Annotated in this window: 18 protein-coding genes; 5 read left to right on the top strand and 13 right to left on the bottom strand. The window is 65.9% G+C overall.

The annotated features are described in order from the left end of the window. Nucleotides 1-28: 28 nt before the first annotated feature. From HAP40_RS05900 to ftsE, 3 genes are all read right to left on the bottom strand, one after another. On the bottom strand, nucleotides 29-733 hold the full coding sequence (locus tag HAP40_RS05900) for a YdcF family protein (protein WP_166818680.1): 705 nt from the start codon (nucleotides 731-733) through the stop codon (nucleotides 29-31). 247 nt (nucleotides 734-980) lie between these two features. Beyond that, complete coding sequence (locus HAP40_RS05895; RefSeq protein WP_166818681.1) at nucleotides 981-1949, bottom strand: cell division protein FtsX; 969 nt, start codon at nucleotides 1947-1949, stop codon at nucleotides 981-983. Next, complete coding sequence (ftsE, locus tag HAP40_RS05890; protein WP_166818682.1) at nucleotides 1942-2601, bottom strand: cell division ATP-binding protein FtsE; 660 nt, start codon at nucleotides 2599-2601, stop codon at nucleotides 1942-1944. Before ftsE ends, HAP40_RS05895 begins: the two co-directional genes overlap by 8 nt. A 186-nt stretch (nucleotides 2602-2787) precedes the next feature. Between ftsE and HAP40_RS05885 the strand changes: the two genes are divergently transcribed. Together HAP40_RS05885 and HAP40_RS05880 are read left to right on the top strand one after the other, a co-directional pair. Continuing rightward, entirely contained in the window at nucleotides 2788-3666 is an 879-nt protein-coding gene (locus HAP40_RS05885) for an MJ0042-type zinc finger domain-containing protein (protein WP_166818683.1), read from the top strand. Between the two features lie 45 nt (nucleotides 3667-3711). Then, nucleotides 3712-4086, top strand: coding sequence for a response regulator (locus HAP40_RS05880; RefSeq protein ID WP_166818684.1), 375 nt, complete (start codon nucleotides 3712-3714; stop codon nucleotides 4084-4086). A gap of 211 nt (nucleotides 4087-4297) precedes the next feature. Here the strand turns inward: HAP40_RS05880 and HAP40_RS05875 are convergent, their stop codons facing one another. Together HAP40_RS05875 and HAP40_RS05870 are read right to left on the bottom strand one after the other, a co-directional pair. Continuing rightward, a complete protein-coding gene (locus HAP40_RS05875; protein ID WP_166818685.1) occupies nucleotides 4298-5449 on the bottom strand; it encodes a DUF4175 family protein in 1152 nt (383 codons plus the stop codon). After that, nucleotides 5437-7383: a TIGR02302 family protein gene (locus HAP40_RS05870; RefSeq protein ID WP_166818686.1), complete on the bottom strand. Its 1947-nt coding sequence runs from the start codon at nucleotides 7381-7383 to the stop codon at nucleotides 5437-5439. Before HAP40_RS05870 ends, HAP40_RS05875 begins: the two co-directional genes overlap by 13 nt. Nucleotides 7384-7554: 171 nt before the next feature. Here HAP40_RS05870 and HAP40_RS05865 point away from each other — a divergent pair, with 171 nt between their 5' ends. Continuing rightward, complete coding sequence (locus HAP40_RS05865; RefSeq protein ID WP_028134137.1) at nucleotides 7555-7938, top strand: carboxymuconolactone decarboxylase family protein; 384 nt, start codon at nucleotides 7555-7557, stop codon at nucleotides 7936-7938. A gap of 213 nt (nucleotides 7939-8151) precedes the next feature. Further along, a complete protein-coding gene (locus HAP40_RS05860; protein WP_166818687.1) occupies nucleotides 8152-9057 on the top strand; it encodes an NAD(P)-dependent oxidoreductase in 906 nt (301 codons plus the stop codon). Nucleotides 9058-9127: 70 nt separating this feature from the next. Here HAP40_RS05860 and lysA read toward each other — a convergent pair whose 3' ends face one another. From lysA to argH, 3 genes are all read right to left on the bottom strand, one after another. Beyond that, nucleotides 9128-10393, bottom strand: a complete 1266-nt coding sequence (gene lysA / locus HAP40_RS05855) for a diaminopimelate decarboxylase (protein WP_166818688.1) — start codon at nucleotides 10391-10393, stop codon at nucleotides 9128-9130. Between the two features lie 23 nt (nucleotides 10394-10416). Continuing rightward, nucleotides 10417-10710 (bottom strand): LPS translocon maturation chaperone LptM, encoded by a 294-nt coding sequence (lptM, locus tag HAP40_RS05850; RefSeq protein ID WP_166818689.1) that lies wholly within the window; start codon nucleotides 10708-10710, stop codon nucleotides 10417-10419. Between the two features lie 93 nt (nucleotides 10711-10803). Continuing rightward, complete coding sequence (gene argH, locus HAP40_RS05845; RefSeq protein ID WP_166818690.1) at nucleotides 10804-12201, bottom strand: argininosuccinate lyase; 1398 nt, start codon at nucleotides 12199-12201, stop codon at nucleotides 10804-10806. A gap of 106 nt (nucleotides 12202-12307) precedes the next feature. Here argH and tlpA point away from each other — a divergent pair, with 106 nt between their 5' ends. Further along, nucleotides 12308-12973: a thiol:disulfide interchange protein TlpA gene (gene tlpA, locus HAP40_RS05840; RefSeq protein ID WP_166819604.1), complete on the top strand. Its 666-nt coding sequence runs from the start codon at nucleotides 12308-12310 to the stop codon at nucleotides 12971-12973. A 7-nt stretch (nucleotides 12974-12980) separates the two neighbouring features. Here the strand turns inward: tlpA and HAP40_RS05835 are convergent, their stop codons facing one another. The 5 genes from HAP40_RS05835 to HAP40_RS05815 all read right to left on the bottom strand — a co-directional run bounded on the left by HAP40_RS05835 (nucleotide 12981) and on the right by HAP40_RS05815 (nucleotide 16804). Next, a complete protein-coding gene (locus HAP40_RS05835; RefSeq protein ID WP_166818691.1) occupies nucleotides 12981-13175 on the bottom strand; it encodes a putative motility protein in 195 nt (64 codons plus the stop codon). 163 nt (nucleotides 13176-13338) lie between these two features. Continuing rightward, nucleotides 13339-14220 (bottom strand): 3-hydroxybutyryl-CoA dehydrogenase, encoded by an 882-nt coding sequence (locus HAP40_RS05830; protein ID WP_166819605.1) that lies wholly within the window; start codon nucleotides 14218-14220, stop codon nucleotides 13339-13341. Nucleotides 14221-14410: 190 nt separating this feature from the next. After that, a complete protein-coding gene (locus HAP40_RS05825) occupies nucleotides 14411-15355 on the bottom strand; it encodes an electron transfer flavoprotein subunit alpha/FixB family protein (RefSeq protein WP_166818692.1) in 945 nt (314 codons plus the stop codon). Beyond that, nucleotides 15355-16104, bottom strand: coding sequence for an electron transfer flavoprotein subunit beta/FixA family protein (locus tag HAP40_RS05820; protein ID WP_166818693.1), 750 nt, complete (start codon nucleotides 16102-16104; stop codon nucleotides 15355-15357). The genes HAP40_RS05825 and HAP40_RS05820 overlap by 1 nt, the downstream gene beginning before the upstream one ends. 127 nt (nucleotides 16105-16231) lie before the next feature. Beyond that, nucleotides 16232-16804: a cob(I)yrinic acid a,c-diamide adenosyltransferase gene (locus HAP40_RS05815; RefSeq protein WP_166818694.1), complete on the bottom strand. Its 573-nt coding sequence runs from the start codon at nucleotides 16802-16804 to the stop codon at nucleotides 16232-16234. Nucleotide 16805: the final 1 nt, after the last annotated feature.

Here is a 16805-nt window from a genome sequence, read left to right as displayed (position 1 = left end):
TCCGATCAATTTGCCAATCAATTGCCGATCAATTGGCCTGTGCCGTGTTGGGCCGCTTCGGCTGCACGCCCGCAGGCTGCTCCGACATCTCGGGCCAAAGGTCAATCCCGAAATTCTCCAGCCGCACCCTGAGCTCGGCCGCGACATACTTGACATATTCCGACAACAGCAGCCGCAAGGTCGGCGGCGAAGTCCACCACGGCTCCTCGCGCCATTTTTCGCCGACCACCGCGAACGGGATCAGCGTCGTCTGCGGCATCGCATGGGAGAATTCCACCAGCGCGCGCGGCATGTGATAGTTCGAGGTGACCACGATCAGCGATTTGAACCGGCGTCCCTCCGCCCAGCGCCGCGCCTCCGCCGCGTTGCCGCGGGTCGAGAGCGCGGTGCGGTCGAGATCGACGCAACAGGTCATGAATGACTGGTTCTCCGGCAAGGTCCGGGAGATGTCGTTCGCAGTCGAGGTCGGATGCACGCCCGAGATCAGAAGCCTGCGGCCGTAACCGGCAGCGAGCAGCTCCATCGCGTCCGACACCCGCGACGAGCCGCCGGTCAGCACCACGATGCCGTCCGCCTTGCGGTCCGGTACCGTCTCGGCGCCGCGCAATTGCGACAGGAACGCAACGAAGCCCGCCGCCGCGCCGACGAAGGCGAGCGCAATCGTCGACACGATTGTCGCGCGCAGCCAGCCGCGCGGCAGTTTCGGCGATCGATCGTCGGTCGGCGAGGTCATGCGCTGGCAGTAATCCCTTCCCTGAGGTGATTTTAAGAGGTTTTGAGGCGAAGTGGAGTCCGGTTTATTCACCCTCTCCCCTTGCGAGACAGGTGAGGGGTTTCTCTCCGCACATTCGCATCGACGTTCGTACGCGTGGATAAATACCCCTCATCCGGCGCTTCGCGCCACCTTCTCCCACAAGGGGAGAAGGGAAAACAGCGAGCTCGCGGCAGCGAGAATTTCATCCAACTCAATCACGCTTCACTCAATCGACGTCATTCAACGTCGCGAACAGCGTCTGGCGTGAGGCCACCGCGGTGATGGCGCCGATCAGCACGGCCTGGACCGCGAGCACGATGTAGCCGGATGGCCGCAGCGAGAAGGTGCCGAGCAGGGCGGCGAACTGGTCGCCGACAGGGGTGCCGGAAAACCAGCCGGCGATCGACTCGGAGAAGCCGAACAGCAGCATGGCCACGCCGCCGCCGATCACGCCGCCCTCGAGGCCCAGGCGGAGGAAATGGCGCAGGAAATGGTTGGCGATGTAGCGGTCGCCGGCGCCGACGAAATGCAGGACCTCGACGATCGGGCGGTTTGCCGCCATGGCACCGCGGGTCGCAAACGACACCGAAATGATGGTGGCGATGATGACCAGCGCGAGGATGCCAAGCCCGGCGAGGACGGTGGCATTGGTCATCGAGCGCATGCGCTCGATCCAGGCACGGTGATCATCGACACTCGCGCCCGGCGCCACCTGGCTGACGCGCGCGCGCAAGGCGCCGAGGTCGAGCAGCGTGCCCGGTTGCACGCGGGCGATGATCATGCGCGGTACCGGCAGATCGTCCATCGACAGCCCGGTGCCGAGCCAGGGCTCGAGCAGCTTGCCGCTCTCGTCCTTGGTGAACGGCTTGACCTCGACGATGCCGGCTTGGGCGCGCATCGCTTCCGTCACCGCCGCGGTGTCGCGCTCGAGATCGCGGCCCGCCTGCGGACGGACCTGGATGGTGATCTCGCTCGCAACGTCCGACTGCCATTCGGCGGCGGAGGCGCTGACCAGCAGCACCGTGCCCGTCGTCATCGAGGCGAGGAAGGTCATGATGGCAACGACGGCGACCAGCGCGCGGCCATGGATCGAGGCGCGCGGCACGATCGGCGACATGTTGCGGGCCTTGGCCGGAAGCTGCGGACGCTCCTGCCCGAGGTCGACCAGCACGCCGCGCTCGTCGGTCCTACTCATAGATGTGCAGCCGCCCCTGATGCAGCACGAGGCGCCGCGCCTCGTACTGGTCCATCAGGTCGATGTCGTGGGTCGCAATGATGACGGCCGTGCCTGACTTGTTGAGCTCGATGAAGAGCCGCAGCAAACGGCGGCCGAGCGTCGGGTCGACGCTGCCGGTCGGCTCGTCCGCGAGCAGCAGCTGCGGACGCGAGATCACGGCGCGCGCGATTGCCGCGCGCTGCTTTTCGCCGCCGGACAGGATCGGCGGCAGCGCATCCATGCGGTCGCCGAGGCCGACCCAGCGCAGCAAGTCGATGACCTCCTTGCGATAGCTCGACTCGCTTCGGCCCATGACGCGGAACGGCAGCGCGACGTTCTCATAGGTCGTCATGTGGTCGAGCAGGCGGAAATCCTGGAGCACGATGCCGATTCGTTTGCGCAAATCGGCGATCTCGTCCTTGCCGAGCTGCGAGATATCGTGGCCGAACAGATTGACGAGACCCCGCGTCGGCCGATGCGACAGGAACAACAGGCGCAAGAGCGAGGTCTTGCCGGCGCCGGAGGGGCCGGTGAGAAACTGAAAGGAATGCGCCGAGATCTGGAAACTGAGATCGCGCAGGATCTCCGGCCCCAGACCGTAACGCAATCCGACATTTTCGAACCGAACCAAGCTCAGCTCCGTTCGAGAGGGCGCGCGGGCCGCACGGCTGTGCCCCGCCATGGACGATCAAGGGTTTTTGCGACCGTTATGGTTTCCGGTTCGTTAACGCTCGCCCGGTAGCATAAGGGCCGCCCGGTTCTCCGCGACCGTGGCATCGTCAAGACCAAGTCCTCGTTCATGCATCAAGGCTCGTCCATGCATATCGTCTGCCCCCATTGTACGACATCCTACGCCATCAAGCTTGCGAGCCTGGGGGCGAACGGCCGGACGGTGCGCTGCTCCCGTTGCAAGGAGACCTGGATCGCCCATGCCGAGGATGCCATCGAGGAGGCCTCGATCCCGGCCATGGCCGCCGCCAGCCAGGCCGATGACCAGTCCGACCTCGCCGAGCAGTGGAACTCCTATGCCAAGGACGACGGCACGGCCGATACCCCGGTCGTCGACAGTCCTTCGATCGCCAGCGACTGGCCAGCCGAAGATACCAAGGAGATCGAGGACGAGTGGTCCGCGGCGGCCCGGGCCGCCGAGGAGGACGTCGCCGGTGCGCAGCACCAGTCCTGGTTCCGCAGCCTGTTCCGTCGCCGCGGCGCGCGGGTCAGCCGCCCGGTCGCCACCGCGGCGCCGCGAAAATCCTATTTCGGCCTGCCGACCGCATGCGCCGCCATGGGCGCGCTGGTCCTCGCGCTGGTGATCTGGCGCGCCGACATGGTCCGGCTGCTGCCGCAAACGGCAGCGTTCTACAAATTGGCCGGGCTCGACGTTAATCTGAGAGGGCTGGCCTTCAAGGACATCAAGCTGTCCAGCGAGACCGTGGACGGTAAGCAGGTGCTGGTGATCGAGGGCGTGATCGTCGGCGAGGGCAAGAAGCCGCTCGACATCCCCCGCCTGCGCTTCGCCGTGCGCGACGCGCAGGGCGCGGAAATCTACGCCTGGAACACGGTGCTGGAGCAGACCGTGCTGCGGCCCGGCGAGCGCGCCTTCTTCCGCTCGCGCCTGGCCTCGCCGCCGCCGGAGGGCCGCAATATCGACGTTCGCTTCTTCAACCGACGCGACATTGCCGGCGGCAGCGTGTAATCAGCCTCGGAAGGTCCGCGCGGGAGTTGGTCGCAAGGTTGTCTCATGTCGAAGATCCTGATCGCCGACGACGAGGATTCGATGCGCACGCTGGTGGCGCGCGCGATCGCCATGGACGGCCACGAGACCGTCACCGCGCAGGACGGCGCCGAGGCGCTGGAGATCCTGACCCGCGAGGACGGCGCGTTCGATCTCTTGCTCACCGACATCCAGATGCCCGTCATGGACGGCATCGCGCTGGCCCTCTCCGCCGCGCGCGATTTCCCCGACCTGACCATTCTCCTGATGACCGGCTTTGCCGACCAGCGCGAGCGCGCCTCGAACCTCAACGCGCTGGTGCATGACGTCGTGACAAAGCCGTTCTCGGTCGCCGACATCCGCACCGCGGTGGCGGATGCACTGGCGGCGAAGAAGGGGTAGGCGGCGGTCGCACTGCCGCTGGGGGTCCAATCTCGTCCCGCACCAACGATGTCGTCCCGGCGAAAGTCGGGACCCATAACCACAGGGAGTGGTTTGGCGAAGACTCGTAGTTGCCAGCTCGCGCGGCAACTGGCTCCTGGAGTTATGGGTCCCGGCCTTCGCCGGGACGACGCCGGGATTGTTGGGCGCTCCGAGCTAACTCACTGCCCCCTCAAAAATCCTTCAGCAGCCGCTCGATATAGTCGAGCTCGATCTGCGGGCGCGACGGATCGCCCAGGCGGCGGCGGAGCTCTTCGAGAATGCGGCGGACGCGCTGGGCGTCGATCTCGCCGGGGATCTTGACGGTGTAGTCGTCGCTCAGATCGCGGCCATGAAGCGGGCGGCCCAGCGGATCGGTCTGATTGCCACCGCTCTGCTGACGGCCGGCCCGATTGCCGGGACCATCGCCCTGCCCGTCGCCATCGCCCTGCTGCATCGCCTCGGCCATCTTCTGCGCACCCTTGCGCAGGGCCTCGAGGGCCTTGCCCTGCGAATCCACGGCGCCGTCGGCATTGCCTTCGCCGAGCTTCGAGCCGGCATCGCCCATGGCACCGTCGGCGTCATCGAGACTGCCGTCGTCATCGCCCTGGTCGCCGTCCTGATCGCCATTCTGGCCGGACTGGCCCTGCTCGCCTTGCTGGCCCTTCTGCCCTTGCTGCTTCTGGCCCTTTTGTCCTTTCTGCGCGAGGCCGCGCTTGGCGAGCTGGTCCTGCAGCTTCTTTAGGCGGTCGCGCAACGCGTCCTGATCCTGCTGCAGGTCCGACATCGACTGGTCGCCCTGCTGCTTGCCGCGCGAGCGGTCGCGCCGGGAATCCTGGCCCTGCTTGAACGTCTTGTCGCGCAATTGCTGCTGCTTGCGGATCATGTCGCTCAGCTCGTTGAGCGCCTGCTCCATCTCGCTTTCGCCGGATTGCCCGCGCTGCGCCATCTGGAGATTTTCCATGATCTGCGCGAGCTGCTCGAGCATGCGCTGGGCCGCCTCGCGATTGCCTTCGCGAGCCGCCTTCTCGATCTGCTTCAGGAGGTCGTCCAGATCCCGTTGCGTGATGACGGACCGATCGCGATTGGACGATTGGCTTCGCTCCGTCGCGCGCTTGTATTCCTCCAGTTTCTGGATGGCGTCGGACTGGTTGTTCAGGCTCTTGCCGGATTCCTTCTGCCGCAGGCTGTCGCCGGACTCCTGCATCGCCTTTTCCGCGCTGTCGAGCAGCGCATCGGGATCCTGATCCTGCTGGGCGGCCGCAGGCGACAAGCCTGCCAGCAGGAAGGCGAAGCAGGCGATCGAGATCGCCCTCAAGACTGGTACGCGCGCTAGCTCCCGCATTTCCGGTCCCGCGTAAACTGGTTGGCCCCGTCGTTGCCCGCCTTGGCCCGGCTGTTGGCCGACTGCCGATAGGCCTGAAGCTGCTGGCGCAAGGCATCCTGCTGCTGCGCCAGCTCGGCGAGCTGCTCGGGCGTCGCCTGCTGGGTCTTCTGTCGCAGCTCGACGGCCTTGTCGAGGATGAGCTGGACCTCCGCGGGGAACGGCTGCCGGGGCCCGAGCGGATTTTGCTCGGCGCGCCGGGCGAGGTCCCGTACCTTGCCGGCCATCGCCTCGCGGAGCTTCTGCGTCAGCACCCTGATCTCATCTTCACTCGCGCCGCGGTCCAGCGCCGCCTTGAGTGCGTCCTGCGCCGAGCGCAGCGCCGCGTTGACGCTGCCGGCGACGCCGTCGTCCTCGATGGTGACCGCGAACGCCCACATGCTCGCCACCACCTCGCGCAACGCGTCGTCGGTGCGGGCCGCTTCGAGCTGGGACGCCAGGCTGCGAAGGCCGAGATAGCAACCCGCATCCGGGGTGAACAATTCCGGCGCGATCATCAGCGCGTCGAGCGCGGTGTAGACCTCGGAATTCCTGTTGGCGTCGAGTGCGAGGATGCGGCGCTGCTCGATCAGCGCGCGCGCGAGCGAGTTCGTGAAGAGCCGTTCGGGCAGGCGCATGCTGAAGGGCTCGCTCCGCGCCTCGTTGCCGGCCTCGTCCTTGGCGGTGAGCGTGAGCGTGACATCGGCGCCGGCATAGGGATCCTCGCTGAGATCCTTCACCGTCTGGCCGACGCCGTTACGGGTGCGCGCATTCGGCAGCACGAGCGGGAATTGCGGCGGCTGGAACAGCGGCCGCGCCGCGCCTTTGCCGTCGGCATCCTTGCTGCGGTCCTTGGCACTATCCTTGGCATCAGCGGGACGCAGGGCGATGTGCGCCTCGGCACCGGTGACGCCGTAATCGTCCTCGATCTTGTAGGAGAGCTGAAGCGCGCCGCGCGCCTGGCGCTCGGGATCCTTGGCGAGCGCGATCGTCGGCGCACGGTCCGGCGTTGCCGCGAAGGCCCATTGCGGCTGGCCGGAGGGCGCGCGGACATGCGCGGTGCCGTCGCCGGTGATGGTAAAGTGCTTCTCGTTGGTGCCCTTTGGCGCGGCTTCAGTGGGGGCGACCTCCTTGAGGCCGCCGGAGACGGCAACATCGAGGCTGCCGCCGGAGGAGCGCACGATCAGGGTCGAGCCGGCGGGGACGGCGAGCGGGCCACTGGCGGGCAGCGCCGCAGCCTCCTTGCTGGCGGCCGACAGGATGACCGGCGGCTTGCCGGTGTAGAGCGGCGGGGTCACCCAGGCATCGACGCGGACATTGGTCGGGGCGAGCACGCCGTTCCAGTCGAAGGCGGCCCCGAGCCGCATCGCGCGCTCGTCGCCGGCCGCGAAGAAGGTCGCAACCAGCATCACCATGACGAGGGCGCGCAACGCCCAGGGATCGTGCAGCGCGAGCCGCGGATGCGGCAGGCCGGCGCGGATGCGCTTGAGCGAGGCCAGCGTGCGCTCGCGCTGCGCCTGCCACAGCGCCCTGGAAACCGGGTCCTGCGAGGTCAGCGTGTCCGTGAGCGTCGTGGCCGGACGGTGACGGATGCCGGAGCCATGATCGAGCCGGCTCAGAGCCTCCTCGCGGCTTGGCCAGCGAAAGCGAACCAGGGGGAACAGGGCGGCAATCGCAATGCCGGCAAAAATGGCAAGACCGATGGCGCGAGCCACGAAGGGCAATGCCAGCCACAGACCGGCCCAGGACACCACCAGGAACAGCCCGACGACAGTCAGAAGCCGCGCCAGATTCGGCCAGGCACGCTCCCATGCGATGGCATAAAGGGCCCGATCGAGGGCCTGCGCCAGCTTCAGCCGCGACAGAGCGTCGCCATCGCGGTTCGGGTCTGACGGGTCGGGGGTGACGCCGTTCAATCAGCTCTCCAGGTTGCCCGGTAGAGAGAAATCCTATCACAACGGCAGCACTGAGGCATCCGTTCCTGCACGGGAGAGGCCCCTTTTCCCGCATAACACGAGGACGTGACTGGCCCGGCGCGACCCCGTAATTTCCGCGATGCCATCTCCGAAGGAAACGAAGGAAACGCCATGGACAAGAAGATGCACGACAAGGGCCTGGAAGTCCGCAAAGCGGTGCTGGGCGAGGCCTATGTCAACAATGCCCTGAAGAACGTCGACGATTTCAACCGCCCGTTCCAGGAGATGCTCAACGAATATTGCTGGGGCACGGTGTGGGGCCGCGAGGAGCTGCCGCGCAAGACCCGCAGCATGCTCAACATCGCGATGATCGCGATCCTCAACCGCCAGCATGAGTTTCGCGCGCATCTCAAGGGCGCCCTGACCAATGGCGTGACCCGCGAGGAGATCCGCGAGATCCTGATGCAGGTCGCGATCTATGGCGGCATGCCGGCCGCCGTCGACAGCTTCCGCATCGCGCGCGAGGTATTCGCCGAGATCGATGGGAAGGCGTGAGGGCCGTGTGGTGAGGGACGCGCCTTCCCTCACCACCGTCGTCCTGGCGAAAGCCAGGACCCATAACCACCGGCGGATGCGATGCGAAGACTGGTGGTTGCCACCGCGCGTGGCGATTGCTCCCTGGGGTAATGGGTCCTGGCTTTCGCCAGGACGACACCGAAGATATGGCGCGCATACCGACAAACAACGAAAACGAAGCAAGGAAACACCATGGACATCGGATTCATCGGGCTCGGAAACATGGGTTTCCCGATGGCGCGGCGGCTGATCGAGGCGGGGCACAAGCTTGTCGTGTTCGACACCCGCAAGGAGGTCGTCGACGGGTTGGTCGCGCGCGGCGCCACCGCGGCAACTTCGCCGAAGGACGTCGCCGACCAGGTCGAGACGGTGATGGCGAGCCTGCCCTCGCTGCAGGCTTCGCTCGACGTCGCCACGGGGCCGAACGGCGTGATCGAGGGACGCCGCGCCAAACGCTTCGTCGATCTTTCGACGGTCGGCTCGACGATGGCCGCGAAGATCCACGGCCTGCTCGCCAAACGCAACATCGTCCAGATCGACTGCCCGGTGTCCGGCGGGGTCGGCGGCGCCGAGAAGGGCACACTGGCGGTGATGGTGTCGGGCCCAAAGGCGGAGTTCGAGCTGCTGAAGCCCGCGCTCGACGTGATCGGAAAGGTGTTCTTCATCGGCGAGAAGCCCGGCGCGGCGCAGACCATGAAGCTCGCCAACAATTTCCTCTCGGCGACCGCGATCGTGGCGACATCCGAAGCGGTGGTGATGGGCGTCAAGGCCGGGCTCGACCCCGCCGTGATGATCGACGTCATCAATGCCGGCTCCGGCATGAACACCGCGAGCCGCGACAAGTTTCCGCGCTCCGTGCTGCCGCGGACGTTCGACTTCGGCTTCGCCACCGGATTGATGGTGAAGGACGTGCGGCTGGCGCTGGAGGAGATGAAGCAGCTCGGCCTGTCGATGGAGGTGGCCGACGCGGTGGGACGGTTGTGGGAGACGGTGATCAGCGCGGAAGGCGCCGAATCGGATTTCACAGCGGCGATCAAGCCGATCGAGAAGAAGGCGGGGGTCGTGGTTGGTGGGAAGGGCGAATTGGCGGGGAAGTGAGGCCGCCAACCTCCGCTGTCGTCCCGGCGCAGGCCGGGACGACACCTTAATCGTTGAGCCAGCTACGCCGTCACAGCCACGGCGCCGGCGTATCCATCGCAATCAGCTGCTCGACCTCGATGCGGGGGCGGACCACCGCGTATTGATCGCCCTTCACCAGCACCTCGGGCACCAGGGGCCGCGTATTGTAGGTGCCGGCCTGCACGGCGCCATAGGCGCCTGCGGTCATGATCGCGAGCAGGTCGCCCGGCTTCGGCGTCGGCAGCGTGCGGTCGAGCGCGAGGTAGTCGCCGGTCTCGCAGACCGGGCCGACGACGTCGGCCATGATGGTGGCCGCGCCCTTCGGGGCTTGCGTCACCGGCAGGATGTCGTGATGCGCCTCGTACAGCGTCGGGCGGATCAAATCGTTCATGGCGGCGTCGATGATGACGAAATTCTTGCCGTCGCCGTGCTTCACGTAGATGACCTTCGCGACCAGGATGCCGGCATTGCCGACGATCATGCGCCCCGGCTCGAACATCAGCGTGCAGCCGAGATTGTGGCTGACGCGCTTGACCATGGCGGCATAGGCATCGGGCGCCGGCGGGGCCTCGCGGTCCATGTAATAGGGAATGCCCAGGCCACCGCCGAAATCGACGTGGCTGATGTTGTGACCGTCGGCGCGCAGCGTCTGCACGAATTCGGAGAGGATCCGGAACGCCGTCTCCATCTTGGAGAGATCGGTGATCTGGCTGCCGATATGCACGTCGGTGCCGGTCACCTCGATGCCCGGGAGCTTCGCCGCGCGGGCATAGACCTCGCGGGCATGGGCGATCGGGATGCCGAACTTGTTCTCGGACTTGCCGGTGGAAATTTTGGCGTGCGTGCCGGCATCGACGTCGGGATTGACGCGCACGGAGATGCGGGCGGTCTTGCCCATCTCGGTCGCAAGCCGCGACAACAGCGCGAGCTCGGGCTCGGATTCGACGTTGAGACAGAGGATGTCGGCGGCGAGCGCGGCACGCAGCTCGGCCTCGGTCTTGCCGACCCCGGAGAACAGGATCTTGCTGGCAGAAATGCCGGCGGCCAGCGCGCGCTTCAGCTCACCGCCCGAGACGACGTCCGCGCCGGCGCCCAACTTGGCCAGTGTGCGCAGCACCGACTGGTTGGAGTTGGCCTTCATGGCGTAGCAGACCAGCACCTTCTCGCCGGCGAAGGCATCTGCGAAGACGCGGTAGTGCCGCTCCAATGTCGCGGTCGAATAGCAATAGAACGGCGTGCCGATTGTTGCGGCGAGCTCGGACAGGTTCACCGCCTCGGCGTGCAGCACGCCGTTGCGATAATCGAAATGGTTCATGACGCAGGCTCGGTTGTCCCGGCTTATCTCCGGCCGGGCGGTTCGTCCAGAAGCGGATCGAGAATGAACGGTTTCTTCCGGCCCTTGGCCGCCGCGGGCGCAGAATCAGCACCATAGGTCGGATTGAACGCGCCCGGCGTCCTCGGGGCATCGGTCTCGGCGTCGACCGGTGCGACGCCGGTGGTCGCGGAGGTGTTGGACGCGGTCGGCGGCAGATCCAGCGGGCCCTTGCGGCCGCAGCCGGCGAGCGCCAGCGCCGTCAGGCTAAGGACAATGATGGCCCACCCCGAGCCGGCCGGGCGAAACTTTGACGTCACGACGGAATCCCCACTACGCGGCGCGCACCATACAGAGATTGGTGCGCTCTGGCGAGAGCCGGATGACCATGAAACATAAGCGAAATTTTGCCCTCAATCCGATTTCCCCTCTTTTTCCAGCCGCTTCGCCCAGGCCTTGGCCTGCGACGCCACGTTCTTCGGCGCAGTGCCGCCGAAGCTGGTCCGGCTCTTCACCGACGATTCGACCGAGAGCACGCCGAGCACGTCCTTGGTAATCCTGGGCTCGATCGCCTGCATCTCCTTCAGCGGCAGGTCGTGCAGCGCCACGCCGCCCTCGGCGGCCTTGGCAACGATGCGGCCGGTGACGTGGTGGGCCTCGCGGAACGGCATCTTCAGCGTCCGCACCAGCCAGTCGGCGAGATCGGTCGCGGTGGCGTAGCCCTCGCCCGCGGCCGCCTTCATCCTGGCTTCGTCGGGCACGAGGTCGCGAACCATGCCGGTCATGGCGCGGATCGCCAGCGACAGCGCGGCGAAGCCCTCCATGGCGCCCTGCTTGTCCTCCTGCATGTCCTTTTGATAGGCGAGCGGCAGGCCCTTCATCACGATCAGAAGACCGTTGAGCGCGCCGATGACGCGGCCGGTCTTGGCGCGCACCAGCTCGGCGGCGTCAGGATTGCGCTTCTGCGGCATGATCGAGGATCCCGTGGTGAACTTGTCGCTGAGCCGGATCAGCCCAACCAGCGGCGAGGTCCAGATCACGATCTCCTCGGCAAAGCGCGACATGTGCACGGCGCAGATCGAGGCGGCCGACAGCGTCTCCAGCACGAAGTCGCGGTCGGACACCGCATCGAGCGAGTTCGCCATCGGGCGGTCGAACAGCAGCGCCTTCGCGGTGGCATGGCGGTCGATCGGGAACGAGGTGCCGGCGAGCGCGGCCGCGCCCAGTGGAGATTCGTTCAGCCGCTTGCGCGCATCCTGGAAGCGGCCGCGGTCGCGCGCGGCCATCTCGGCATAGGCCAGCAAATGATGGCCGAAGGTGACGGGCTGCGCGGTCTGCAGATGCGTGAATCCGGGCATCACGGTTGCGGCGTGCTCCAGCGCGCGCTCCGCCAGCGCCTGCTGGAACGCGGCGAGCGCCGCATCGGTCTCGTCGATGACGTCGCGGACGAACAGGCGGAAATCGGTCGCGACCTGGTCGTTGCGCGAACGCGCCGTGTGCAGCCTTCCGGCGGCGGGGCCGATCAGCTCGGACAGGCGGCTCTCGACGTTCATATGGATATCTTCGAGCGCGCGCTTGAACGTGAAGCCGCCCTTGCCGATCTCTGACAAGATCGTGTCTAGACCCTTGCCGATATTTTTCGCATCAGAGGCCGTGATGATGCCCTGGGCGGCCAGCATCGCAGCGTGGGCCTTGGACGCGGCAATGTCCTGGGCGAAGAGGTGACGATCGACGTCGATGGAGACGTTGATCTCTTCCATGATCTCATCGGGACGTTCCGAGAACCGGCCGCCCCACATCTTGTTGCTCATGATCCCCTGCTCACGCCTTGCCTGTCGCCGCCGCATGTTTGCCGACTGCTGCCAGCCGTATTAAGAGGCCCCTGATAGCCATATCTGCGACCGGATGACAAACGATATGCTCGACAAGACGCCCTCCGCCACGCGCCGGATCCCCCTCGTCATCGCCGCCGTGGCGGTCGTGGGCCTGGCCGGCTTCGCCGCGCTGTACGGGCTGGGGCTGAGCCGCGCGCCTTCAGGCGATCCGACCTGCAAGCCGGCGGTGGCGACGGCTCAAAAGATCGCTCCGCTCGCCCATGGCGAGGTGGCGTCCCTGACCATGGCGAGCGCCCCGCTGAAGCTGCCCGACCTCGCCTTTGAGGATGCCGACGGCAAGCCGAGGAAGCTGTCCGATTTCCGCGGCAAGACGCTGCTGGTGAACCTCTGGGCGACCTGGTGCGTGCCCTGCCGCAAGGAGATGCCGGCGCTGGACGAGCTCCAGGGCAAGCTGTCGGGCCCGAATTTCGAGGTGGTGGCGATCAATATCGACACCCGCGATCCCGAGAAGCCCAAGACCTTCCTGAAAGAGGCCAATCTGACCCGGCTCGGCTATTTCAGCGACCAGAAAGCCAAGGTTTTCCAGGATCTTAAGGCGATAAGCCGGGCGCTGGGGATGCCGACCTCGGTGCTGGTCGACCCGCAAGGCTGCGAGATCGCGACGATTGCGGGGCCGGCGGAATGGGCGAGCGAGGACGCGCTCAAGCTGATCCGGGCCGCGACAGGCAAGGCCGCCGCGTCGCTTTAAGAGAAGTTCAGGCGGTGACGTTGAGATTGCCGCCGACGCCGGGGCCGACATTGGCAAGCGAGGGCTGGCCGGCGCCCATCAGCGTCAGGACCGTGGATTTCTCCATGTCCATGTTCTGCTTGGTCAGCGTCGCCGAGATATTCGATTGCAGCGCGCCTTGCTGAGCGGCCAGCATGGTGCTGACCATCGCCATCATGTCCATTACGCGAACCCTCTTACCGGCCGTAACCTAGGCGCGAGAGGTTAACGCGAAATGAATTGTCACGGGTGCCGTCGCGTGCCCACCAGATCCATCGCATCATCGGAGAGATGGTGGGCACGGCGCTTTTCGCCTTTGCCCCACCCCTACGGCACCGGGAAATGGGTCAGCGCGTCGGAACCGGCTTGGCGCCGCGGTAGTCGTAGAAGCCGCGCTGCGTCTTGCGGCCGAGCCAACCGGCCTCGACATATTTCACCAGCAGCGGACATGGACGGTACTTGGAGTCGGCGAGGCCCTCGTGCAGGACCTGCATGATAGACAGGCAGGTATCGAGGCCGATGAAATCGGCCAGCTCCAGCGGGCCCATCGGATGGTGCGCACCGAGCTTCATCGCGGCATCGATCGCCTCGACATTGCCGACGCCTTCATACAGCGTGTAGATCGCCTCGTTGATCATCGGCAGCAGGATGCGGTTGACGATGAAGGCCGGAAAATCCTCGGAGACCGCGACCTGCTTGCCCAGCTTGGCGACGAATTCCTTGGACGCCTCGAAGGTCGCATCGTCAGTGGCGATGCCGCGGATCAGCTCGACCAGCTCCATCAGCGGCACGGGATTCATGAAGTGAATGCCGATGAAGCGCTCCGGCCGATCGGTGGCGGCGGCGAGCCGCGTGATCGAGATCGAGGACGTGTCGGAGGCGACGATCGCCTCCGGCTTCAGCACGGCGCAGAGCTCATGGAAGATCTTGCGCTTGACCTCTTCCTTCTCCACCGCGGTCTCGATCACGAGGTCGCAGTCGGCGAGGTCGTCCAGCTTCTCGGCAAGCTTGATGCGCGCCATCGCCTTGGCCTTGTCGTCCTCGGAGACGGCCTTCTTGGAGACCTGTCGCGCCAGATTGCCGTTGATGGTGGCCATGCCCGACTTGAGGCGGTCGGCCGAGACGTCGTTGAGCACCACGTCGAAGCCGGCCAGCGCCGCAACATGCGCGATGCCATTGCCCATCTGACCCGCGCCGATCACGCCGACCTTCTTGATCACTGCCGCCATCTTGTCATCCACCGGAACGGCGCGCATGTCGCGCCTGCCTATCCCCCGAGCCGGGAGGTCCGATTTAATCAGAACCTTGGCTCGAAACCTAGATTGGATCGCTTCGAAGGCGCGCCCACGCCGAAAGAAAACGCCCCAAAAAGCAACACCGGCCGGAGTTTATAGCTCCGGCCGGTGTTTTTGGCTCGTTTTACTTGCCGAGCTTGCCGAGCTCGGCCGTCAGCTCCGGAACCGCCTGGTAGAGGTCGGCGACCAGGCCGTAATCGGCGACCTGGAAGATCGGCGCGTCCTCGTCCTTGTTGATCGCGACGATCACCTTGGAGTCCTTCATGCCGGCCAGATGCTGAATCGCGCCGGAAATACCGACCGCGACGTAGAGCTCGGGCGCCACGACCTTGCCGGTCTGGCCGACCTGCCAGTCATTCGGCGCATAGCCGGCGTCGACCGCCGCGCGCGAGGCACCAACGCCGGCGCCCAGCTTGTCTGCGAGCGGCTCGATGTACTTGGCAAAATTCTCGCGACTCTGCATGGCGCGGCCACCGGAGACGATGATCTTCGCCGAGGTCAGCTCGGGACGATCGCTCTTGGCGACTTCCTCGCCGACGAACGACGACAGGCCCGGATCGGCCGCCGCCGCGACGTTCTCCACCACGGCGCTGCCGCCTTCGCCCGCGGCGGCGAAAGTGGAGGTGCGCACCGTGATCACCTTCTTGGCGTCCTTCGACTTCACCGTCTGGATGGCGTTGCCGGCATAGATCGGACGCTCGAACGTATCGGGGGCGACCACCTTGATGATCTCCGAGACCTGCATGACGTCGAGCAGGGCGGCGATGCGCGGCATCACGTTCTTGAAGCGCGAGGTCGCGGGCGCGACGATCGCGTCATAGCCGGACGCCAGCGACACGACCAGCGCCGCCAGCGGCTCGGCGAGATCGTGCGCGTAGAGGTCGCCATCGGCGAGCAGCACCTTCTTCACGCCGGCGAGCTTGGCGGCGGCATCCGCCGCGGCCTTGGCGTTCTGGCCGGCGACCAGCACCTCGACATCCGCGCCGAGTGCGGCAGCCGCGGTGAGCGCCTTGTTGGTCGCGTCCTTGAGCGACGCATTGTCGTGTTCGGCAATCAGAAGCGTCGTCATCAGAGCACCCCGGCTTCGTTCTTGAGTTTGGACACCAGCTCGGCGACGTCCTTGACCTTGACGCCCGCCTTGCGGCCGGCCGGCTCCGTCGTCTTGAGAACCTCGAGGCGCGCAGCGACGTCGACGCCGTAGTCGGCGACGGCCTTCTCCGCGATCGGCTTCTTCTTGGCCTTCATGATGTTGGGCAGCGAGGCATAGCGCGGCTCGTTGAGACGAAGGTCTGTGGTGACGATCGCCGGTCCCTTCAGCTTGACGGTCTGCAGACCGCCGTCGACTTCGCGCGTGACCTTGAAGTCAGAGCCTTCGACCTCGAGCTTGGAGGCGAAGGTCGCCTGCGACCAGCCCAGCAGCGCGGCCAGCATCTGGCCGGTCTGGTTGCTGTCGTCGTCGATCGCCTGCTTGCCGAGGATGATCAGGCCCGGCTGCTCTTCTTCGGCGACCTTCTTCAGGATCTTGGCGACCGCAAGCGGCTCGACATTGCCTTCGGCCTTCACCAGAATGCCGCGATCGGCGCCCATGGCGAGCCCGGTGCGGATCGTCTCCGATGCCTGCGCCGGTCCGATCGAGACCACCACGACCTCAGTCGCCTTGCCGCCTTCCTTCAGGCGCAGCGCTTCCTCGACCGCGATCTCGTCGAACGGATTCATGGACATTTTGACGTTGGCGAGTTCAACGCCCGATCCATCGCCCTTGACGCGGACCTTGACGTTGTAATCGACCACCCGCTTTACCGGCACCAAGACCTTCATCGATCCTCTTTCACTCAATTTGGGAGGGGGGTTATCAACTGGCGCGGAACCTAAAGGCCTGATCAGGCCCGGTCAACGCGCGAAGGGGCCAAAATTTTAGACCTTAGAAATGCACCGCCCAAATGGGTCAGCGGTTCTGGCCGGGAACCCAGAGCACGTCGCCGGCGCCATTGCCGTTCGCGGCCCGGCTCGCCACGAACAGGAAGTCCGACAGGCGGTTCATATATTGGATGCCAGCCGCGCTCACCGGCTCGCCGGGCCTGGCCGCCAGTTCCACGATCACGCGTTCCGCCCTGCGGCATATTGTGCGCGCGACATGGAGATGAGCCGCAGCCGGCGTACCGCCGGGCAGCACGAAGGAGGTCAGCGGCGCAAGCTTGTCGTTGAGCGCGTCGATGTCGCGCTCGAGCCGCTCGACCTGGCTCGCCACCACCCGCAGCCGCTCGGCCTTGCCTTCACGCTCGGGCACCGCCAGATCGGCACCGAGATCGAACAGATCGTTCTGGATACGGCCAAGCATCGCGTCGAACTCGGGCAGATCATGCGTGTAGATCCGCACCACGCCGATCGCGGCATTGGTCTCGTCCACGGTGCCATAGGCCTCGATACGCAGATCGTATTTCGGACGCCGCTCGCCCGAGCCGAGCGCCGTCGTGCCGTCGTCACCGGTCTTGGTGTAGATGCGGTTCAATACGACCATG

The sequence above is a fragment of the Bradyrhizobium sp. 1(2017) genome, from assembly GCF_011602485.2.
Taxonomy (GTDB): domain Bacteria; phylum Pseudomonadota; class Alphaproteobacteria; order Rhizobiales; family Xanthobacteraceae; genus Bradyrhizobium.
This window is presented reverse-complemented; position numbering and strand designations above follow the sequence as displayed.